General features: G+C 72.6%; 19 protein-coding genes. 5 read left to right on the top strand and 14 right to left on the bottom strand.

Annotated features, from left to right (window positions below; all coding sequences use genetic code 11):
* Positions 1-68: 68 nt before the first annotated feature.
* The 8 genes from BN6_RS15585 to BN6_RS15550 all read right to left on the bottom strand — a co-directional run bounded on the left by BN6_RS15585 (position 69) and on the right by BN6_RS15550 (position 8171).
* Positions 69-2825, bottom strand: coding sequence for a DEAD/DEAH box helicase (locus tag BN6_RS15585; RefSeq protein ID WP_015100620.1), 2757 nt, complete (start codon positions 2823-2825; stop codon positions 69-71).
* 73 nt (positions 2826-2898) lie between these two features.
* A complete protein-coding gene (locus BN6_RS15580) occupies positions 2899-3780 on the bottom strand; it encodes a diacylglycerol/lipid kinase family protein (protein ID WP_015100619.1) in 882 nt (293 codons plus the stop codon).
* 123 nt (positions 3781-3903) lie between these two features.
* Positions 3904-4887, bottom strand: coding sequence for a twin-arginine translocase subunit TatC (gene tatC / locus BN6_RS15575; protein ID WP_015100618.1), 984 nt, complete (start codon positions 4885-4887; stop codon positions 3904-3906).
* Positions 4888-4909: 22 nt separating this feature from the next.
* Positions 4910-5251, bottom strand: a complete 342-nt coding sequence (tatA, locus tag BN6_RS15570; RefSeq protein ID WP_015100617.1) for a Sec-independent protein translocase subunit TatA — start codon at positions 5249-5251, stop codon at positions 4910-4912.
* Positions 5244-5510 (bottom strand): bacteriophage holin, encoded by a 267-nt coding sequence (locus BN6_RS15565; RefSeq protein ID WP_051075986.1) that lies wholly within the window; start codon positions 5508-5510, stop codon positions 5244-5246. The genes tatA and BN6_RS15565 overlap by 8 nt, the downstream gene beginning before the upstream one ends.
* Before the next feature lie 18 nt (positions 5511-5528).
* Positions 5529-6509: a helix-turn-helix transcriptional regulator gene (locus BN6_RS15560; protein WP_015100615.1), complete on the bottom strand. Its 981-nt coding sequence runs from the start codon at positions 6507-6509 to the stop codon at positions 5529-5531.
* Positions 6506-7489 (bottom strand): helix-turn-helix transcriptional regulator, encoded by a 984-nt coding sequence (locus BN6_RS15555; protein WP_015100614.1) that lies wholly within the window; start codon positions 7487-7489, stop codon positions 6506-6508. Before BN6_RS15555 ends, BN6_RS15560 begins: the two co-directional genes overlap by 4 nt.
* A 169-nt stretch (positions 7490-7658) precedes the next feature.
* A complete protein-coding gene (locus BN6_RS15550) occupies positions 7659-8171 on the bottom strand; it encodes a GlcG/HbpS family heme-binding protein (protein WP_015100613.1) in 513 nt (170 codons plus the stop codon).
* A 124-nt stretch (positions 8172-8295) separates the two neighbouring features.
* Here BN6_RS15550 and BN6_RS15545 point away from each other — a divergent pair, with 124 nt between their 5' ends.
* On the top strand, positions 8296-9267 hold the full coding sequence (locus BN6_RS15545) for a sensor histidine kinase (RefSeq protein WP_041312876.1): 972 nt from the start codon (positions 8296-8298) through the stop codon (positions 9265-9267).
* Entirely contained in the window at positions 9264-9914 is a 651-nt protein-coding gene (locus BN6_RS15540) for a response regulator (RefSeq protein WP_015100611.1), read from the top strand. The genes BN6_RS15545 and BN6_RS15540 overlap by 4 nt, the downstream gene beginning before the upstream one ends.
* On the opposite strand, the gene BN6_RS15535 is transcribed toward BN6_RS15540, so the two are convergent.
* The 4 genes from BN6_RS15535 to pafA all read right to left on the bottom strand — a co-directional run bounded on the left by BN6_RS15535 (position 9901) and on the right by pafA (position 13854).
* A complete protein-coding gene (locus tag BN6_RS15535; protein WP_015100610.1) occupies positions 9901-10788 on the bottom strand; it encodes an SRPBCC family protein in 888 nt (295 codons plus the stop codon). The genes BN6_RS15540 and BN6_RS15535 overlap by 14 nt on opposite strands.
* Entirely contained in the window at positions 10781-11347 is a 567-nt protein-coding gene (locus BN6_RS15530) for a winged helix-turn-helix domain-containing protein (RefSeq protein WP_015100609.1), read from the bottom strand. Before BN6_RS15530 ends, BN6_RS15535 begins: the two co-directional genes overlap by 8 nt.
* A gap of 78 nt (positions 11348-11425) precedes the next feature.
* Entirely contained in the window at positions 11426-12454 is a 1029-nt protein-coding gene (locus BN6_RS15525; RefSeq protein ID WP_041312873.1) for a WD40/YVTN/BNR-like repeat-containing protein, read from the bottom strand.
* A gap of 41 nt (positions 12455-12495) precedes the next feature.
* Complete coding sequence (gene pafA / locus BN6_RS15520) at positions 12496-13854, bottom strand: Pup--protein ligase (RefSeq protein ID WP_015100607.1); 1359 nt, start codon at positions 13852-13854, stop codon at positions 12496-12498.
* 80 nt (positions 13855-13934) lie between these two features.
* Between pafA and BN6_RS15515 the strand changes: the two genes are divergently transcribed.
* On the top strand, positions 13935-15362 hold the full coding sequence (locus tag BN6_RS15515; protein WP_015100606.1) for a bifunctional phosphatase PAP2/diacylglycerol kinase family protein: 1428 nt from the start codon (positions 13935-13937) through the stop codon (positions 15360-15362).
* Positions 15363-15548: 186 nt separating this feature from the next.
* On the top strand, positions 15549-16436 hold the full coding sequence (locus tag BN6_RS15510; RefSeq protein ID WP_015100605.1) for a bifunctional helix-turn-helix transcriptional regulator/GNAT family N-acetyltransferase: 888 nt from the start codon (positions 15549-15551) through the stop codon (positions 16434-16436).
* A gap of 241 nt (positions 16437-16677) precedes the next feature.
* On the opposite strand, the gene BN6_RS15505 is transcribed toward BN6_RS15510, so the two are convergent.
* Positions 16678-16995 carry a hypothetical protein gene (locus BN6_RS15505; protein ID WP_148302888.1) on the bottom strand — a complete coding sequence of 106 codons (318 nt, stop codon included), beginning with the start codon at positions 16993-16995 and terminating at the stop codon, positions 16678-16680.
* 193 nt (positions 16996-17188) lie between these two features.
* Between BN6_RS15505 and BN6_RS15500 the strand changes: the two genes are divergently transcribed.
* Positions 17189-17431: a hypothetical protein gene (locus BN6_RS15500; protein WP_015100602.1), complete on the top strand. Its 243-nt coding sequence runs from the start codon at positions 17189-17191 to the stop codon at positions 17429-17431.
* A 51-nt stretch (positions 17432-17482) separates the two neighbouring features.
* Here BN6_RS15500 and prcA read toward each other — a convergent pair whose 3' ends face one another.
* Entirely contained in the window at positions 17483-18310 is an 828-nt protein-coding gene (prcA, locus tag BN6_RS15495) for a proteasome subunit alpha (RefSeq protein ID WP_015100601.1), read from the bottom strand.
* Between the last annotated feature and the right edge of the window lie 3 nt (positions 18311-18313).

Raw genomic sequence — 18313 nt, 5'->3', positions numbered from 1 at the left:
GTCAAGTCTTGCGGGCGCGATCAAACCACAGGAGCGCCGGGCGCACCCAGCGACCCCGCAAAGCTATCTCAGACCGTGGCCATCGCCACCACTCCCCGGCGCAACGCGTCGACGGCCTTGCGCGCGGTCGCGCCGACCGGGTCGCCGCCGCCGACCACGTCCCTGATCTGGTCCAGGAAGTCGATCACCTGCCGGCACCAGCGCACGAAGTCGCCCGCGCCGAGTTCGGTGCCGCTCGCCTCGGACGAGCTGAGCACCTTCTCCAGCGACTCGCCGCGCGCCCACCGGTAGACCGGCCAGGCGAAGCCGGGGTCGGGCTGCCGGGTCCGGTCGAGCTTGTGCCGGCGCTCGTCGTCCTCCAGCTCCGCCCACAGCCGCGCGGTGGCGGTCATCGCGTCGTCCACCTTGCCCGGCGGCAGCCTGGTCTCCAGCGGGCCGTCCCGGCGCGCCTCGTAGACCAGCGACGACACCACGGCCGCCAGCTCGCCCGGGTCCAGGCCGCGCCACACGCCGTGCCGCAGGCACTCGGCGGCCAGCAGGTCGGACTCGGAGTACAGCCGGGTCAGCCGCTTGCCGTGCTCGGTGACCTCCTCACCCGGCCCGTTCTCCTGCTCGTGCAGGTAGCCGCGCTCGCGCAGCAGGCCCCGGATCCGGTCGAACTCGCGGGCCAGCGAGTGCGTGGTCGCCGCGACCTTGCGCTCCAGCTGCTCGGTCTCGGCCAGCAGCCGGTGGTAGCGCTCGCCCCAGCGGGCGTGGTCCTCGCGCTTCTCGCACCCGTGGCACGGGTGCGCCCGCAGCGCCCGGCGCAGCGTGGCCAGCTCCGCGTCGTCGTCTGCGGTCGACCGGCGCTTGCGCAGCGACGGCGCGACGATCCCGGTGTTGCGCAACGTCGACGCCAGGTCGCGCCGCGACTTCGGCGACCGGGTGTCGACCTGGCGGGGCAGCTTCACGTGCCCCAGCACCTCGACCGGCAGCGGGAAGTCCGCGGACGACAGCCGGCCCGCCCACCGGTCCTCGGTGACCACCAGCGGCCGCGCCTCGCCCAGCGGCTCCAGGCCCGGGTCGATGACGACCGCGAGCCCCGAGCGCCGGCCGGACGGCACCGCGATCACGTCGCCCTTGCGCAGCCGCTCCAGCGACGACGCCGCCTCGGCCCGCCGCGCGGAGGAGTTCTGCCGGGCCAGCGCCTTCTCCCGGTCGGCGACCCGGCGGCGCAGCGAGGCGTACTCGGTGAAGTCGCCCAGGTGGCAGCTCATCGCCTCGGCGTACCCGGCCAGCGCCTCCCGGTTGCGGTCCAGCCGGCGGGCCAGGCCGACCACCGAGCGGTCGGCCTGGAACTGCGCGAACGACTGCTCCAGGATCTCCCGGGCGGCGGCCGCGCCGAGTTGGTTGACCAGGTTGACGGCCATGTTGTAGCCCGGCCGGAACGACGACCGCAGCGGGTAGGTGCGGGTGGAGGCGAGCCCCGCCACCGCCTTCGGGTCGATGCCCGGCTGCCACACCACGACCGCGTGGCCCTCGACGTCGATCCCGCGCCGCCCGGCCCGGCCGGTCAGCTGGGTGTACTCCCCCGGCGTCAGGTCGACGTGGGCCTCGCCGTTGTACTTGACCAGCTTCTCCAGCACGACCGTGCGGGCGGGCATGTTGATGCCCAGCGCCAGCGTCTCGGTCGCGAACACCACCTTCACCAGGCCGCGGACGAACAGCTCCTCGACGGTCTCCTTGAACGCCGGCAGCAGGCCGGCGTGGTGGCTCGCGATGCCCCGCTCCAGCGCGTCGCGCCACTCCCAGTAGCCCAGCACCATCAGGTCGCCCTGGGGCAGGTCGCGGGTCTTGGAGTCGATGATCTCGCGGATCACCTCGACCTCGGCCTCGGCGGTGAGCCGCAGCCCCGCCCGCACGCACTGGCCGACCGCCGCGTCGCAGCCCGCCCGGCTGAACACGAAGTCGATCGCGGGCAGCAGGCCCGCGCCGTCGAGCCGCTGGACGATGTCCACCCGCGACGGCGGCTTGAACCCCGACCCGCGCGGCGGGCGGCCCTTGTTGTTCTTGTTGCGGCTCCACGGCACGTGGTAGCGGAACAGGTCCTCGGTGTGCCGCAGGAGCTGCGGGTTGAGCCGGGTGGCGCCCTCGGCGTCCTCCCCCGCGAACAGGTCCATCATCCGGCCGCCGGCCAGCATGTGCTGCCACAGCGGCACCGGCCGGTGCTCGTCCACCACGACGGTGGTGTCACCGCGCACCTCGACCAGCCACTCGCCGAACTCCTCGGCGTTGCTGACCGTCGCGGACAGGCCCACCAGCCGCACCGACTCCGGCAGGTGCAGGATGACCTCCTCCCACACCGGGCCGCGGAACCGGTCGGCCAGGTAGTGCACCTCGTCCATCACCACGTACGCCAGGCTGTTCAGCGTGGACGAGCCCGCGTAGAGCATGTTGCGCAGCACCTCGGTGGTCATCACGACCACGGGCGCGTTGCCGTTGACCGACGTGTCGCCGGTCAGCAGGCCGACCTTGCCCTCGCCGTAGCGGGCCACCAGGTCGGCGTACTTCTGGTTGGACAGCGCCTTGATCGGGGTGGTGTAGAAGCACTTGCGGCCCTCGGACAGGGCCAGGTGGACGGCGAACTCGCCGACGACGGTCTTGCCGGCGCCGGTCGGCGCGCACACCAGCACGCCGTGGCCGTCCTCCAGGGCCTCGCAGGCGCGCTGCTGGAACGGGTCGAGCTCGAAGGAGAGCACCGAGAGGAAGTCGGTCAGCTTGGGCCGGGTGGTGCGGCGGCGGAAGTCCGCGTAGGCGTCGGCCGGAGACCGCGAAGCGCTTGACACCCTCCCAGGCTGTCACACGGGACCGACAAAAGCGCTCCCGATACCGCGCGACCCGCCCCGCGTCGTGCCGGGACTAGGCCCCGACCTGCGCCGACACCACCGTCAGCGCCGCCGGCCGGCACGAGACCTCCAGCGGCAGCGCGTGCAGCCGCTCGCCGTCGGCGTACCCGACCCAGCCGGGGCCGGACAGGGTCACCGACTTGGCCCGCAGCGTGCGGACCGCCGGGTGGTCGACGTGCCGCCCGGTGCGCAGTGTGGGCAGCATCCGCAGCAGCGTGCGGCGCGGTGCGGCGGCCACCACGGTGATGTCGAACAGGCCGTCCGCGTCGTCGGCGTCCGGGCAGACCGGGATGCCGCCGCCGTAGCTGCCGGTGTTGCCGACCGCGACCAGCAGGGCGTCCAGCTCCAGCCGGCCGTTCTCGGTCGCCACGACCAGCGGTTCCGGCCGCAGGGTGGCCAGTTCGGCCAGGATCGCCAGATCGTAGCGGCGGGGTCCGGCCGGCCAGCGCATCCCGTTGGCGCGCTCGTTGACCGCGGAGTCGAAGCCCGCGCACAGGACCGTGGCGAACCACGTCCCGTCGCCGAGCCGGCCCAGGTCCAGCGGGCGGGTGCGGCCCTCGTGCAGGGCGCGGACCACGTCGTCCACGGAGGTGGTGCCCAGGGCGGTGGCCAGGTCGTTGCCGGTGCCCGCGGGCACCACGGCCAGCGCGGTGGACGTGCCGGCGCACGCCTGCACGCCCAGGTGCGCGCCGCCGTCACCGCCCAGCACGACCAGGACGTCCACGCCGTCGTCCACGGCTTGGCGGGCCAGGTCCGCGGTGCCCTCGGCGGAGCCGGCGACGTGCAGGTCCAGCGAGTCGACGGCGGTGCGCAGACGGGCGGCCACGGTGCCCGCGAGCCGTGCGGCACGTCCCTTGCCCGAGGTCGGGCAGACCAGCAGGGCGGCGCGGGTCATGGGGCGGGACAGGCCATGGTGGGGAGACCTCCGGGTCCGGTGCGTCCCGGCATCCTGGCACAGCGCCCGCCCGGAGATCCACGGCCCGGCGGCGACCTCACAGCACCGCCGGCCGGCCTCGGATCAGGTGGCGTCGTCGTAGTTGACCCGGTGCGGCTGCTTCTGCGTCACCGGCTCGTTCACGATCTCCTCGACCTGCGACGGTTTGTAGTCGAACGGCGCGGCCTCGTCGTCGTCCAGTTCGTCCAGGCCCTCGGCCTTGCGCTTGCGCGCGGCCCGCTTGTCGTGGATGCGGGCGAGCTGGATCGCCAGTTCGAACAGCAGCGTCAGCGCGATGGCCAGCGCGATCATCGAGATCGGGTCGACACCGGGGGTCGCGATCGCGGCGAAGACGACCAGCGCGAACACGATCCCGCGCCGCCACTTGCGCAGCTTGTCGTAGGTCAGCACGCCGACCTGGTTGAGCATCACCACGATCAGCGGCAGCTCGAAGCTGACCCCGAAGATCAGCAGCAGCGCCATGATGAAGCTGATGTAGTCGCCGGCGGTCAACGCGGTGATGAACTTCTCGTCACCGAAGCCGACGAGCACCGACAGGCCCTGCGGCACCACGTAGAAGGCGAGCGTCGCGCCCGCCACGAACAGCACCGACGCGATCCCCACGAAGATCAGCGCGAACTTGCGCTCCTTCGCGTACAGGCCGGGCGCGATGAACCGCCACACCTGCATCAGCCACAGCGGCGCGGTGACCGCCATGCCCGCGCCCGCGCCGACCTTGAGCCGGATCATGAAGATTTCGAACGGCTGGGTCTGCAGCAGCTGGCAGCCCTGGCCGCCCTGGGTGAGCCGCTGCTGCACCGGGATGCCGCAGTAGGGCGCGATGACGACGTCACTGAGGCTGGGCAGGCCGAAGATGTGCCATTCCCACCAGAACCAGCCGAAGACCGCACCGATCGCGATGATCAGCAGAGCCAACCCCAGCCTGTGGCGGAGGTCGTACAGGTGGTCCTTGAGCGACATGGTGCCGTCGGGGTTGCTCCGACGGCTCGTCAGCTTCCGACGATCCCGGCGCTCGGACCACCACCGGACGGGACTGGTTGCCCCCACGGCGCGGACCGTCCTTCTCCGTCTAGTTCTGCTTGTTCTGGAGGTTTTGCGCCGACTGCTCGATCGGCTGCGCCACCTGGGGCTGGACCGGCTGCGCGACGGGCTGCACCGGCTGCTGCACGACCTGCTGCGGCTGCGCGGGCGGCAACTGCTGGGGGGCCGGCTGCTGCACAGCGGTGGTCTGCTGCGCGGTGTTCGGCTGCGGCTGCTGCTCGTCCTCGTCGCGCAGGCCCTTGGTCTCGGCCTTGAGGATCTTGGCCGACTTGCCCAGCGAACGCGCCATGTCGGGCAGCTTCTTCGCCCCGAACAGCAAGATGATCACCACGGCGATGATGATCAGCTCAGTAGCTCCGAGGTTACCCACGGTAGTCCTCCTTCATCCCCCGGTCCACCGATGGTACGCGGGGTCCGCCCTGTCGGGCCTGGTCCGGACGCCGTTCGGCGAAGGCCACCCCGAGCGCGGCGAACCGCGCGCGCAGCAATCCGACGCCGTCGCCGACCCTGTCTCCTACCAGAGTGCTTGCGGCGCGGAAGCGGCGCAAGGCTCCGAGGACCTTGACCAGGACGACGATCAAAAACACCATCCCGACCAGCAACAACACCAGGCTCGGCAAGTACGGCACCACACCACCGTATAGGTCCTAGGTTGCCGGGAGGTGATCCGCCCGGCGCAATGCCGCCTCCGCCTGCCGGGCGACCGCTTCGACCAGTTCGGCCGGCTGCTCCACCCGCACCTCGCCGCCGAGCCCGAGCAGCAGGCGCACCATCCACGGTGTGTCGGCGTACCGGAAGAGCACCCGCGCGCGGCCCTCGTCCAGCTCGGTCAGGCCGTCCACCGGGTAGTACTCGGCCACCCAGCGCGCATCCGGCTCCAGCACCAGCACGGCCGTGCGCTGGGAGGGGTCGGGGCGGAACAGCCCCTCGGAGGTGTCCGTGGGCTCGGCGTGCGGCGGCGGGCTGGCGGGCTCCTCCAGCACGGTGACACCGTCTATCCGGTCCAACCGGAACAGCCGGACGCCGTCCGCGAGCCGGCACCACGCTTCGAGGTAGCTTCGGCCTTCCACCAGCAGCAGCCGCATCGGGTCCACGACCCGGTCGGTCACCTCGTCGCGCGAGGGCGTGTAGTAGCTCAGCCGCAGCGCGCGCCCGCGCAGCACGCCGTCGGACACCGCGTCGCGGACCAGCACCGTCTCCGGGGCCTCACGCATGGCCAGGCCGACCGCGACCCCGGCGGGCTGCGCCTGGCCCACGGCGGCCTCGATCTTGGCCACCGCGCGGCGCACCGCGGCCTTGTCCGCCACGCCGGGCGTCTCGGCCAGCGCGCGCAGCGCCACCAGCAGCGCGGTCGCCTCAGCGGCGGTCAGCCGCAGCGGGCGGCTCATGCCGGCGTCGAACGTGACGGTGACCGTCTCGCCCTCGAACGACAGGTCGATCAGGTCACCGGGTCCGTAGCCGGGCAGGCCGCACATCCACAGCAGTTCCAGGTCCTTGCGCAACTGGCGCGGGGTGACCTCGAAGTCGGCCGCGGCCTCCACGATCGGGATGCCCGGCCGGGCCAGCAGGTAGGGCACCAGCGCGAGCAGCCGGGGCAGCCGGTCCGCGGAGGAGTTGGAGGCGGTCACGCCCGCACCCCCGCCCCGCGCAGCGCGCCGACCAGCTTCTCCCGCACCGTCTTGGCCAGCACCTCGGGTTCCAGCACCAGCACGTCCGGGCCGAACCCGGCGATCCAGTTGGCCGCCGAGTCGGGGAACCTCAGGTCGATCTCCAGCAGGTCGCCGGGCTCGCCGTCCACCTCCCGCTCGCCCACCGGCCGGGCCCGCCGGCGCACGCCCTGCGCCCGGCCCCGGGCCACCCACAGCTTGGCGGTGGCCACGTTCTGGGTGACCGGCTCGCTGCGCGCCACGAAGCTGAGCAGGTCGACGGTGTCGGGCCGTTCCACGGCACCGGCCTTGCCGACCGCGGCGACCTCGCCGACGATCCGCGAGAGCCGGAAGCAGCGCGGCGCGCGCCGGTCCCGGTCGTGCCCGACCAGGTACCACCGACCGCGCCAGGCGACCACGCCCCACGGCTCGACGGTGCGCCGCCGCACCTCGATCGGCACCGGCCGGCGGTAGTCGAACTCGACCACGCGGCCCTGCTGGACGGCCGCGAGCAGCGGCGGGAACGCGGGTTCGCTGGTGCGCACCTTCGGCTCGACCGCCACGTGCACGTCCTGGTCGACGTCGACGCCCGCCGCGCGCAGCTTGATCAGCGCGCCGTGCGCGGCACCGGTGAACTGCGGCGAGTCCCACAGCCGCGCGGCCAGTGCGACCGCCGCGGCCTCGTCGGGCTCCAGGTCGATGTCGCCGAGCTCGTAGTCGCGCCGGGCGATGCGGTAGCCGTCCGGGCCGTCAACGCCCACGTTGCGGCCGATCTCCAGCGGCACGCCGAGGTCGCGCAGCTCTGTCTTGTCGCGTTCGAACATGCGGAAGAACGCCTCGTCGGTCACGGCGTCCGAATAGCCGGGGACGATGGCGCGGATGCGCTCGGCGGTCAGGTACTGGCGGGTGGAGAGCAGGCACAGCACCAGGTTGACGAGCCGTTCGGCACGTGCGATGGCCACCGGTGAACCCTAACCCCGCCCGAACCCCCGGTGACGCCCATCCCCACCCGAATCCGACCCGATGGTCCATTCGGTCGCGCGCGACCGCCGGAACCGGACAAACCCGACCCACCACCCGGGGGGCCGGGCTCCTCCGGCTCGGGTCCCCGGGCGGGCCCGGCGCGCCGGGTCAGCCGCCGATCGCGGACAGCCCGGCCTTGGCGTACTTCTCGTCCAGGTCGCCGCTGGGCGCGCCGCCGACCCCGATGCCCGCCACCGGAGCACCGTCGGAGGCCACCGGCACGCCGCCGGCCAGGAACAACGTGCCGGGGATGTCCCGCAGCGTCGCACCGGCCCCGGTCACCCGGCCGGCCAGCGCGGAGGTCGGCGCGTTGAACGAGGCCGCCGTGAAGGCCTTGCGCCGGGCCGAGTCCTCGGTCTGCGGGCCCGCGCCGTCGCCGTGCAGCAGGACGACCAGGTCACCGCCCCGGTCCACGACCGCGACCGTCACCCGCTGGCCCTCCTTCTCCGCCGCGTCGAGCGCCACCTGCGCCGCGCGCACCGCCGCGTCCACGGTCAGCACCTTCTCGCTGCGCACCGGCACCCCACCGCGCCCGCGCTCCTGCGGCTGCTCCGCCAGCGCGTACCCGCCGGCACCCACCACCGTCAGCGCCACCAGCGCACCCACCACGGTCTTGTTCATCGCACTCTCCCTCGAACGTCGGCGACACCAGAATCGCCGCCGACCCACCCCCGTGACCTGGTGAAATGGGTTGGACCGAGGTTCAACCCATCGGTTGACCCCAGGACGTCGCGGACGGCCTACGGTGAGCGCCGTGTGGCTGCACCGGGCGATGCACGCGGGCTTCTACGTGCTGTTGGCGGCGTCGGCGGCGCGGTACCTCGCGTACCACGGCGCCGACCCCGTCGTGCTGGGCGCGGCACTCTGCCTCGGGGCGCTGTACCCGGCGGGCGTGCGGTGGACGAGAGCGCTGCCGGCGGTGCTGGGCGTGTGGCTGGTGCTGGTCTGGCTCGCACCCAGCTTCGGGTGGTGTGCCATCCCGCTGTTCTTCCAGTGTTTGCGCCAGTTGCGGCCACGCCTCGCGGTGCCGCTCGCGGGCGTGCTCACGCTGGCCGTGGTGCTGGCCCAGATCAGGCTGGCCGACGCGGTGGAGCCCAGCCTGGTGCTCGGGCCGGTCGGGGTCGCGGTCATCACCGGCGCGGTGTTCTTCGACCGGCGGCGGCTGATCCACGAGGCGGGCGTGCTCGCCGAGCGGCAGCGGCTGGGCCGCGAGATCCACGACACCCTGGCGCAGGGCCTGTCCAGCATCACGTTGCTGCTCGAACTCGGCGACACCCGGCGGGCCGCCGACGTGGCCAAGGAGAACCTCGCCGAGGCACGCCGGTTCGTGCGCGACCTGTCGCCGTTGCAGGGCCGTTCGCTGGAGGATGCGCTGCGCGGCCTGTGCGACCGGGTCGAGGTGCACGGCGAGCCGTACCCGCTGACCGTGCCGACCGAGGTGGCGTTGCTGCGGGTCGCGCAGGGCGCGCTGGCCAACGTCCGGGAGCACGCCGAGGCGCACACTGTCGTGGTGACCCTCTCCTACCTGGGCGACGCGGTGACGCTCGACGTGTGCGACGACGGCCGGGGCTTCGACCCCCGGGCCGTGACGCCGGGCGAGGGCCGGGGCTTCGGGCTGGCCTCCATCCGCAGCCGGGTCGCCGAACTCGGCGGCACGCTGTCGGTAGAGAGCGCGCCCGGCGAGGGAACCGCCCTGGGCGTCACGGTGCCGACGTGACCGGTGCCGACGTGACCGGCCCCCTGCGGGTCCTGGTGGTGGACGACCACCCGGTGGTCCGGTTCGGGCTGACCGGTCTGCTGCAACGCGACTTCGAGGTGGTGGCGGAGGCCGCGACCGGTGAGGACGCGGTCCGGCGCGCCGCCGACCTCCGGCCGGACGTGGTGCTGATGGACCTCCAGCTCGGCGCGGGCATCGACGGCGTCGAGGCCACCCGGCGGGTCCGCGCGCTGCCCGACCCGCCCGAGGTCGTGGTGCTGACCACCTACGACTCGGACGCGGACGTGGTGCGCGCGGTCGAGGCGGGCGCGACCGGCTACCTGCTCAAGGACTCGCCGCCGGACGAGTTGGCCGACGCGGTCCGGCGGGCGGCGCGCGGGCAGACCGTGCTGTCCCCCGACATCGCCCGTCGGCTGCTGCGCACGGTCCGCGACCCCGCGCCGGCGGTGAGCCGCCGGGAGATCGAGATCCTGGACCACCTCGCCCGCGGCCTGTCGAACCGGGAGATCGCGAGAGCGCTGTTCATCAGCGAGGCCACGGTGAAGACGCACCTGGTGCGGATCTTCGACAAGCTCGGCGTGGCGACCCGGACGGCGGCCGTGACGATCGCCGTCGAACGCCGGCTGATCCGCCTCACCCGCCTGTGAGCATTCCCTCGGGCGCGCCGGGCATCTCCGCCTGGAGCCAGATCGGCGTCCACGCCGAGCCGAGCTCGACGTACCGGCGCAGCTCGGCGACACCGGACAGCCACCCCGTCCACGCGGCGTAAGGCGGCCGGCCGTCCATGAACCCGCTCTGCACGAACGTGAGCCGGGTCTTGCCGCCGGACTCGGCCAGCTCCCACGCGGTGGCCAGGCCGCCGCCCCAGTCGATGGTCATCCGCTCGTTCTCGACCAGGTCCACGACCTTGCCCGGTTCGGGGTTGGCGTCGAAGCCGCCCATCGCGACCCGGCCGCCCTCCCACGGCTCGATGTCGATCTTCGCGCCGAACCAGCGGGAGTACTCGTCGGCGTCGGACAGCGCCCGGTAGACCGCTTCCCTGCTCCCCGCGATCTCCACCGACGCGCGCAGGTCCGAGGTGGTGAAGTCGGCGCGGGGCGTGAGCGGGCGGCCGTCGACGTGCTCGACCAGGTTGGCCAGCGCCAGGCACCAGTAGGTGTAGAGGGCGCCCAGGACGCCCTGCTCGGACACCGCCGCCGCCCAGCCCGGGAAGTGGCTCTGCGACACCGAGACGATCGTGGTGTCGCCGTCGCCCTCGGCGGCCAGGGCGAACTCGACCGTGGTGGCCTCGCCGCCGACGTGCCAGGTGAACCGGAGGGTGGTGTCGTCGGCGTGCTGGACCTCCTGGTGCGGCGCGTCCCCGTCCGGGGTGTGCCGGCCCCAGAACTGGTAGCGGTCCGGCAGGTCCACGGCGACGTGCTCGGCCAGCCACGTGCCGAGTTCGTCGGGCGAGGTCAGCGCGCGGTGCACGCGGGAGACCGGCGCGTTGACGCGGGCGCGGATGGTCACGGTCTCACTCATGGTCTTGTTCCTCCGTCTGGGTCGGGTAGCACGCCACGGCCAGCCGGAAGGCGTCGCCCTCGGCCCCGCCGTAGCGGCTGAACAGGTCCTGCAGGGTCGTGCGCAGCTCGTCGAAGAACTCCCGGCGCAGCTCGGGCCGGACCCGGATGTCGCCGGACACGCCCAGCGAGGGCAGTTCCGGCCGGTCGCGGTCGAGCGCGGCGATGTCCGACTGGACCTGTTCCACCAGGTCCAGCAGGTACCCCAGGCTGAGCTCGTCCTGCGCGCGGCGCAGTCCGAGCCGGCCGACCAGGCCCGGTGACAGCCAGTACGCGCGGGCCGTCGCCTGGTAGACGCCCTCGGTGATGCCGCGCACCCGGCGCTCCGACACCAGCGTCGCCAGACCGGCCTCCACCAGGCGTTTCACGTGGTAGTAGACCCGCTGCGGGGTCTGGTTGAGCTCCCCCGCGACCTCGGTGCACGAGTGCGGCTCGGCCAACCGCCGCAGCACCTCGATGCGCTGCGGCTTGAGCAGTGCCTCGGCCTGCTCGATCTGCTCCAGGTACAGGACGTCTCTCATCGCGAGGACAACTTTGAATGTACAAATCCATTTTGTCAATAGTGCGCGACGACCACCGGCCGAGGCCGCTGCCGACTCCTATCCCCTGCTCAGCACCCCGACCCGGCCCTTCTCACCGGCCGCCCAGCAGGCGTTCGGGCAGTCCACGGTGTCGAAGCTGCCCTCGTCGAACGCGCGCCACGTCCGCCCGCCGTCCCGGCTCGCGTCGCTGCCGGTCGGTCCCACCGCGAGCACCGTCGAGCCGTGCCACGCCGCGCCCGACCGGTAGCCGACCGGCGAACGGGAGTTGCCCTGCCACGAGCGGCCGCCGTCCCGGCTCAGCGCCAGGTTCGCCACCGCGCCGGACGGGTCGGCGAAGTCGCCGCCGATCGCCACGCCCTGGCGCCGGTTGCGGAACACCACCGCGAACACGCCCGCCGACGCGGAGCTGAGCAACGGCGTGTCGGACGCCGTCCAGTGCCGGCCGCCGTCCGCCGAGTGCAGCACCCGGGCCTTCGCGCCGCCGCCGGTCGCGATCCACGCGTCCCGCGGCCCGGCCGTGGTCAGGCACTGCCCGCTCGCCGCGAACGCGAACTCGCCCTCCAGCGCGGGCGGGAAGTTCTCGGTCGGCACCTGCTGCCACGACCGGCCGCCGTCCCGGGTGGCCAGCACCCGGAACCTCCCGTTCACCGGGTCGCTCACGGCCAGGCCGCGGAACCGGTCGAAGAACGCCACGCAGTCGTAGAACGCGTTCGGGTCGGTGTTGCGGAACGCCTCGGCCCACGTCCGGCCGCCGTCCGAGGTCCGGTAGATGCGCGAGCTCTCGCCGGGACCGATGGACAACGCCACGGCGGTCCGCGCGTCGAACGCCTCGATGTCCCGGAAGTCCAACGCCGCGGTGTCCGGCGGCGGCACCGACGTCCACGACCGGCCGCCGTCGCCGGTGCGCAACACCGTGCCCTTGCTGCCGCTGACCCACGCGACCTTGGAGCTGACCGCCGACAGGCCGCGCAAGCGGGCGTCGGTGCCGGTGGGCCGCAGCTCCCACGAGGCGTCGTGCGCCTGGGCTGCGGAGGGTGCCACCAGCAGGGATGCCGCCGTGGCCACGACGAGGAGAAGGCTCTTCACGAGGTGTGAGCCTCACGAAGAGCCTTCCCGGTCCGCTAGGGCTAGAGGGAGGAGATCAGCCGCTCGACCCGCTCGTCCACCGCGCGGAACGGGTCCTTGCACAGCACGGTGCGCTGCGCCTGGTCGTTGAGCTTGAGGTGCACCCAGTCGACGGTGAAGTCCCGGCCGGCGGCCTGCGCGGCGGCGATGAAGTCACCGCGCAGCTTGGCCCGGGTGGTCTGCGGCGGGGTGTCCTTGGCGGCCTCGATCTCGCCGTCGTCGGTGACCCGCTCCACCTGGCCCTTGCGCTGGAGCAGGTCGAAGATGCCCCGGCCGCGCCGGATGTCGTGGTAGGCGAGGTCGAGCTGGGCGATCCGCGGGTTGGACAGGTCCATGTCGTGCTTGGCCTGGTAGCGCTGCATCAGCCGGTACTTGATGGCCCAGTCGATCTCGCGGTCGATCTTGGACAGGTCCTCGGCCTCGACCGCGTCCAGCGTGCGGCCCCACAGCTCCAGCACCCGTTCCGCCATCGGGTCCGGTGCCCGCTTGGCCACGTGCTCCACGGCCCGCTCGAAGTACTCGCGCTGGATGTCCAGCGCCGAGGCCTCCTTGCCGCCCGCGAGGCGCACCGTGCGCCGCCCGGTCAGGTCGTGGCTGATCTCGCGGATCGCGCGGATCGGGTTGTCCAGGCTGAAGTCGCGGAACTGGACGCCCTGCTCGATCATCTCCAGCACCAGGTTCGCGCTGCCCACCTTGAGCAGCGTGGTCACCTCGGACATGTTCGAGTCGCCGACGATCACGTGCAGCCTGCGGTACCGCTCGGCGTCGGCGTGCGGTTCGTCCCGGGTGTTGATGATCGGGCGCGAGCGGGTGGTGGCACTCGACACGCCCTCCCAGATGTGCTCGGCCCGCTGGGACAGGCAGTACACCGCGCCGCGCGGGGTCTGCAGCACCTTGCCCGCGCCGCAGATCAGCTGCCTGGTCACCAGGAACGGCAGCAGCACGTCCGCGATCCGGGAGAACTCCCCGGCCCGCGCGACCAGGTAGTTCTCGTGACAGCCGTAGGAGTTGCCCGCCGAGTCGGTGTTGTTCTTGAACAGGAAGATGTCGCCCCCGATGCCCTCGTCGGCGAGCCTGCGCTCGGCGTCGACGAGCAGGTCTTCGAGGATCCGTTCGCCGGCCTTGTCGTGCGTGACGAGCTGGGCCAGGTCGTCGCACTCCGCGGTGGCGTACTCGGGGTGCGACCCCACGTCCAGGTAGAGCCGAGAGCCGTTGCGCAGGAACACGTTCGAGGAACGGCCCCACGACACGACCCGGCGGAACAGATAACGCGCGACCTCATCCGGGGACAGCCTGCGCTGCCCGTGGAAGGTGCAGGTCACCCCGAACTCAGTCTCAATGCCGAAGATCCGCCGCTGCATGCCTCAACAGTAGGCGCATTCGGTGCTTTCCTCAGTGATCCAATCGGGCGGCACGCGGGATTCGCGGATAACGTTCCCGTGTGCTCCGAAGAGTGAACAGCCTGGACGAGGCCCTGATGAAGCGCTGCGGGATGCTCCCCGCGACGCCCGTTGACCAGGGCATGAAGAGCCTGTCGAAGGCCGCGAACCACAGCGTGCTGTGGTTGGGCGTGGCGGCCGTGCTGGCCTTGCGCAAGGGTCGGTCACGACGCGCCGGACTGCGGGGTGTCGCGGCGATCGCCGGTGCCAGCGCGAGCGCGAGCCTGGTCGCGAAGCGCCTGTTCCCGCGCCGTCGGCCGGCCGCCGAGCTGCTCGACGTGCCGCGCCGGCTGACCAAGCGGCCCAAGTCGTCGTCGTTCCCGTCCGGCCACGCCGCGTCGGCCGCCGCGTTCACCACGGCGGTCGCGATGGAGTCGCCCGCGCTGGCGGCGGTCGTCGCGCCGGTCGCGGCGGCGGTGGCGTACTCGCGGGTGCACACCGGCGTGCACTGGCCGTCCGACGTGGCCGCCGGAGCCCTGATCGGGGTCGGTGCGGGCCTGCTGACCAGGCGTTGGTGGCCGTTGGGCCGGGACGAGCCGGCGTCCGCCCGGGAGCACGCCGCGCTACAGGCGTTGGAGGACGGCGAGGGCCTGGTCGTCGTGGTCAACCCCAACTCGGGGCTGGGCGGCGACCCGACCGAGGAGATCACCCGGGAGTGGCCGAAGGCCCGGATCGCGTCGATCGAGGAGCTGGACACGGTCGTCGCCGAGCACGCCCCGAAAGCGCTGGGCGTGGCGGGCGGTGACGGATCGGTGGCGGCGGTGGCGGCGGTCGCCGCGGCCAACCGCCTGCCGTTGGTGCTGGTCCCGGCCGGGACCCTGAACCACTTCGCCCGCGACGTCGGCGTGACCGGCCTGGACGACGCGGCGCAGGCCGTCGCGGCGGGCGACGGGGTGCTGGTGGACCTGTCGGCGGTGACCGTGGACGGGGTGGGGCCACGCTGGTTCGTCAACACGGCGTCACTGGGCGGCTACCCGGACATGGTCCGGCTCCGCGAGAAGCTGCAGGACCGGTGGGGCAAGTGGCCGGCGGCGGGGATCGCGATGGCCGAGGTGCTGCGCTCGTCACGGCCGTTGCGGGTGGAGCTGAACGGCGAGCCGCACCTGGTGTGGATGCTGTTCGTCGGCAACGGCCCGTACCGCCCGAAGGGCTTCGCACCGACGATGCGCCCGGCGCTGGACCGCGGCCTGATGGACGTCCGGTACATCCGCGCGGACACCCGGTTCTCCCGTGCCCGGTTCTTCATCGGCGCGCTGCTCGGCTCGCTCAACCGCAGCCGCACGTACCAGCACCTGGAAACCCGCCGGTTGGACGTGAAGGTGCTGGGCGGCCGAGGCGTGGCGATCGCCACCGACGGCGAGGTCGGGCCCACCGGCACGACGTTCGAGTTCCGAGCCCGCCCGGCAGCCCTCGCGATCTACCGGCCGTGACGCACCTCCGCCCGCGCCGCCACCAGCAGGAGAAGGCCGGCGGGGTCGGCGGTGCACTGCTCGCGGCGGCGTGGCGCACACCGGACGTGGAAGGGACTGTCTCGGGCCGGCTCGGGTGACACCGCCCGTGACACGTCGGCGTGAATATGATTGACTCCGTCAACCATTCAGTTGAGGGGGTCAACCGTGTCGGTCGCGGACGTGCGGGCGTTCAACCGGTTCTACACCGGGGTCATCGGGCTGCTCGACGACGCGTACCTCGACTCGCCCTACTCACTCACCGAGGTGCGAGTCCTGCTCGAACTCGTCGCCGGCACGACCGACGTGAAGGCCGCGCTCGGCGTGGACGCCGGCTACCTCAGCCGGATCCTGGGCCGCTTCGAGCGCGACGGCCTGATCACCCGCTCCCCCTCCCCCGACGACGCGCGCCGGCACGTGGTCACCGTGACCGGGCACGGCCGGCAGGTCTTCGCCGACCTCGACACGCGCTCGGACGCCGCGATCGGCGCGCTGCTCGACCGCGTCCCGGCATCCGACCGGACAGCCCTGGTCGCCGCGATGGCCCGGATCCGCCGCATCCTCACCGACACCCCGCGCTCCTACCTCCTGCGCCCGCTCCGCCCCGGCGACCTGGGCTGGGTCGTCCACCGGCACGGCGTCCGGTACGCCGAGGAGTACGCCTACGACGACAACTTCGAAGCTCTGGTCGCCCGGGTCGTCGCGGACTACGTGCTCGACCACGACCCGACGCGCGAAGCGGCGTGGATCGCGGAGGTCGACGGCGAGCCGGTCGGCTCGATCTTCTGCGTGCGCGGCGACGCCGAGACCGCACGGCTGCGCCTGCTGCTGGTCGAACCCCAGGCCCGCGGGCTGGGCATCGGCAAGCGGCTGGTCGAGGAGTGCGTCCGGTTCGCGACCCGGGTCGGGTACCGGCGGATGACGCTGGCCACGGTCTCCGAGGTCGAGGTGGCCCGGGGCATCTACCGGCGGGCCGGGTTCGAGCCGGTGCGCAGCGAGCCGGTCCGCAAGTGGGGCAAGGACGTGGTCGAGGAGACGTGGGCACTCGACCTGTGACGCAGGGGTTCGACACTTGTCGAACGGCATTCAGGCTCGAAAGGCCGCGCGGCTGACCGACCAGTCGATCTTCATCGGGGCCCCTGGACACCGCCCTGCTGTTGCTGCTGGGCAACGGCGTGGCGGCGGGCGTGGTGCGCGGGCTCGACACGCCGTCCGTGCGCGAGCGCACCGGCAAGCTGCTCGCCCGCGCCTGACCGCGCACGTGCGGGAGGCCCGGCACGTCGTGCCGGGCCTCTCGTCACTGCGCGCGCGTGATCAGCACGACCAGCCCGAGCAGGGCCAACTGCCCGGCGATCAGACCGACGACCGCCCACACCGGGAACTCCGGCGGGACCAGTCGCAGCGTCAGACCGGGGCCGACCAGCACCCCGACCGCCGCTGTCGCGTACCCCGCGACGGTGAGGAGCCGGGACGTGTGGGCGGCGGGTACCGCCACCTCCACCGAGAACCCGGTCTTCTCCACGCGGATCCGCGCCGCGGGCGTGGGCTCGTCGCCCACACCCTCCGTGCTGCCGAATCCGGGCACGGCCCGATCCGGTCCTGCGTGACTGCTCATGCCGGACGTCCTTCCACTGGGGCGGGGATTGACCCCCATCCATTCCCGCCCAACTGGTCGCTAGCCCGGCATCTGCATCCTGCACCCCCGGCAGTGCTGCGCGCAAGGTGTTGCCACACATTCACCACCGATTGTGTGGCTTGTGCGCACGCTCCCTGCAATACTGGGCTCGGGGTCGAGGAGAGGAACGCGCATGTCGTCGACCGAACGGACCAGTGAGCGGCCGGCGGTCGCGGACCGGGTGAACGTCGCGCTCATCGCCGAGGCGGTGGAGGCGCTCGGGAAGCTGCAGGAGCGGACCGGGCTGAAGAAGGTCGACCTGGTGAACCGGGCGCTGCTGGTCTACGAGTTCGTGGACGCCGAGCTGCGCGCGGGCAACCAGGTCGTGCTGCGCGACCCCGAGGGCCGCGACCAGCTGGTCAAGATCTTCCTCTAGGCACGACGAAGGCCCCCGGCGCGGAACCGGGGGCCTTTCGCGTCGCGACGCCTACTTCTCGCTGTCGTTCGGCGGGAGGTTCACGTCCGTCACCGGCTTCTTGCCGGCGCCCTTGGCCGGGGCGTCGGTCGGTGCTTCCGCCGGCGCGTCGGCGGCCGGGGCCTCGGCGGCGGGCGGTTCGGGCAGCAGCTGGGTCAGCGCCGCGCCGTGGATGCGCCGGAACGCGCGGTAGGGGCGGTCGCGCTCCAGCACGGCCACCTCCAGCTTGGGCTGGTCGAGCAGGTCCGGCTTGCCGTTGCCGGTGCTGGTGCTGCCCGCGCTGAGCGCCTTCACCGCGACCCGCAGGGCGTCGACCAGCGGCAGGTTCTCGGTGTAGGCGTCCTTCAACGCGGTGCCGGTCGCCTCGGCCTGGCCGCCCATCACGACGTACTGCGGCTCCTCCACGATGGAACCGTCGTAGGTCAGCCGGTACAGGGTGTCCTGCTCCGGGGCGCGGCCCACCTCGGCGACGCAGATCTCCACCTCCAGCGGCTTGATCTGCTCGCTGAACACCGAACCGAGGGTCTGCGCGTACACGTTGGCCAGGGAACGACCCGTCACGTCGCGCGGGTCGTTCTGGTAGCCGCGGATGTCGGCGAACCGGATGCCCGCCTGGCGCAGGTTCTCGAACTCGCTGTAGCGGCCGACCGCGGCGAACCCGATGCGGTCGTAGATCTCCGACACCTTGTGCAGGGTCGCTGAGGGGTTCTCCGCCACGAACAGCACGCCATCCGCGTAGCGCAGCACGACGACGCTGCGGCCGCGCGCGATGCCCTTCCTGGCGTACTCCGAGCGGTCCCGGAGGATCTGCTCGGGTGAGGCGTACAACGGCATCGTCACTTG

Source organism: Saccharothrix espanaensis DSM 44229 (assembly GCF_000328705.1).
In the GTDB taxonomy this organism is placed as follows: Bacteria; Actinomycetota; Actinomycetes; order Mycobacteriales; family Pseudonocardiaceae; genus Actinosynnema; species Actinosynnema espanaense.
Note: the sequence above shows the minus strand (reverse complement) of the source record. Positions and strands in the feature narration are given on the sequence as shown.

Excerpts from the sequence above, each read along its gene's own strand:
- BN6_RS15580 (WP_015100619.1), bottom strand. The coding sequence starts at position 3,780 with ATGACCCGCGCCGCCCTGCTGGTCTGCCCGACCTCGGGCAAGGGACGT.
- BN6_RS15550 (WP_015100613.1), bottom strand. The coding sequence starts at position 8,171 with ATGAACAAGACCGTGGTGGGTGCGCTGGTGGCGCTGACGGTGGTGGGT.
- BN6_RS15535 (WP_015100610.1), bottom strand. The coding sequence starts at position 10,788 with ATGAGTGAGACCGTGACCATCCGCGCCCGCGTCAACGCGCCGGTCTCC.
- BN6_RS15530 (WP_015100609.1), bottom strand. The coding sequence starts at position 11,347 with ATGAGAGACGTCCTGTACCTGGAGCAGATCGAGCAGGCCGAGGCACTG.
- pafA (WP_015100607.1), bottom strand. The coding sequence starts at position 13,854 with ATGCAGCGGCGGATCTTCGGCATTGAGACTGAGTTCGGGGTGACCTGC.
- BN6_RS15505 (WP_148302888.1), bottom strand. The coding sequence starts at position 16,995 with ATGAGCAGTCACGCAGGACCGGATCGGGCCGTGCCCGGATTCGGCAGC.
- BN6_RS15500 (WP_015100602.1), top strand. The coding sequence starts at position 17,189 with ATGTCGTCGACCGAACGGACCAGTGAGCGGCCGGCGGTCGCGGACCGG.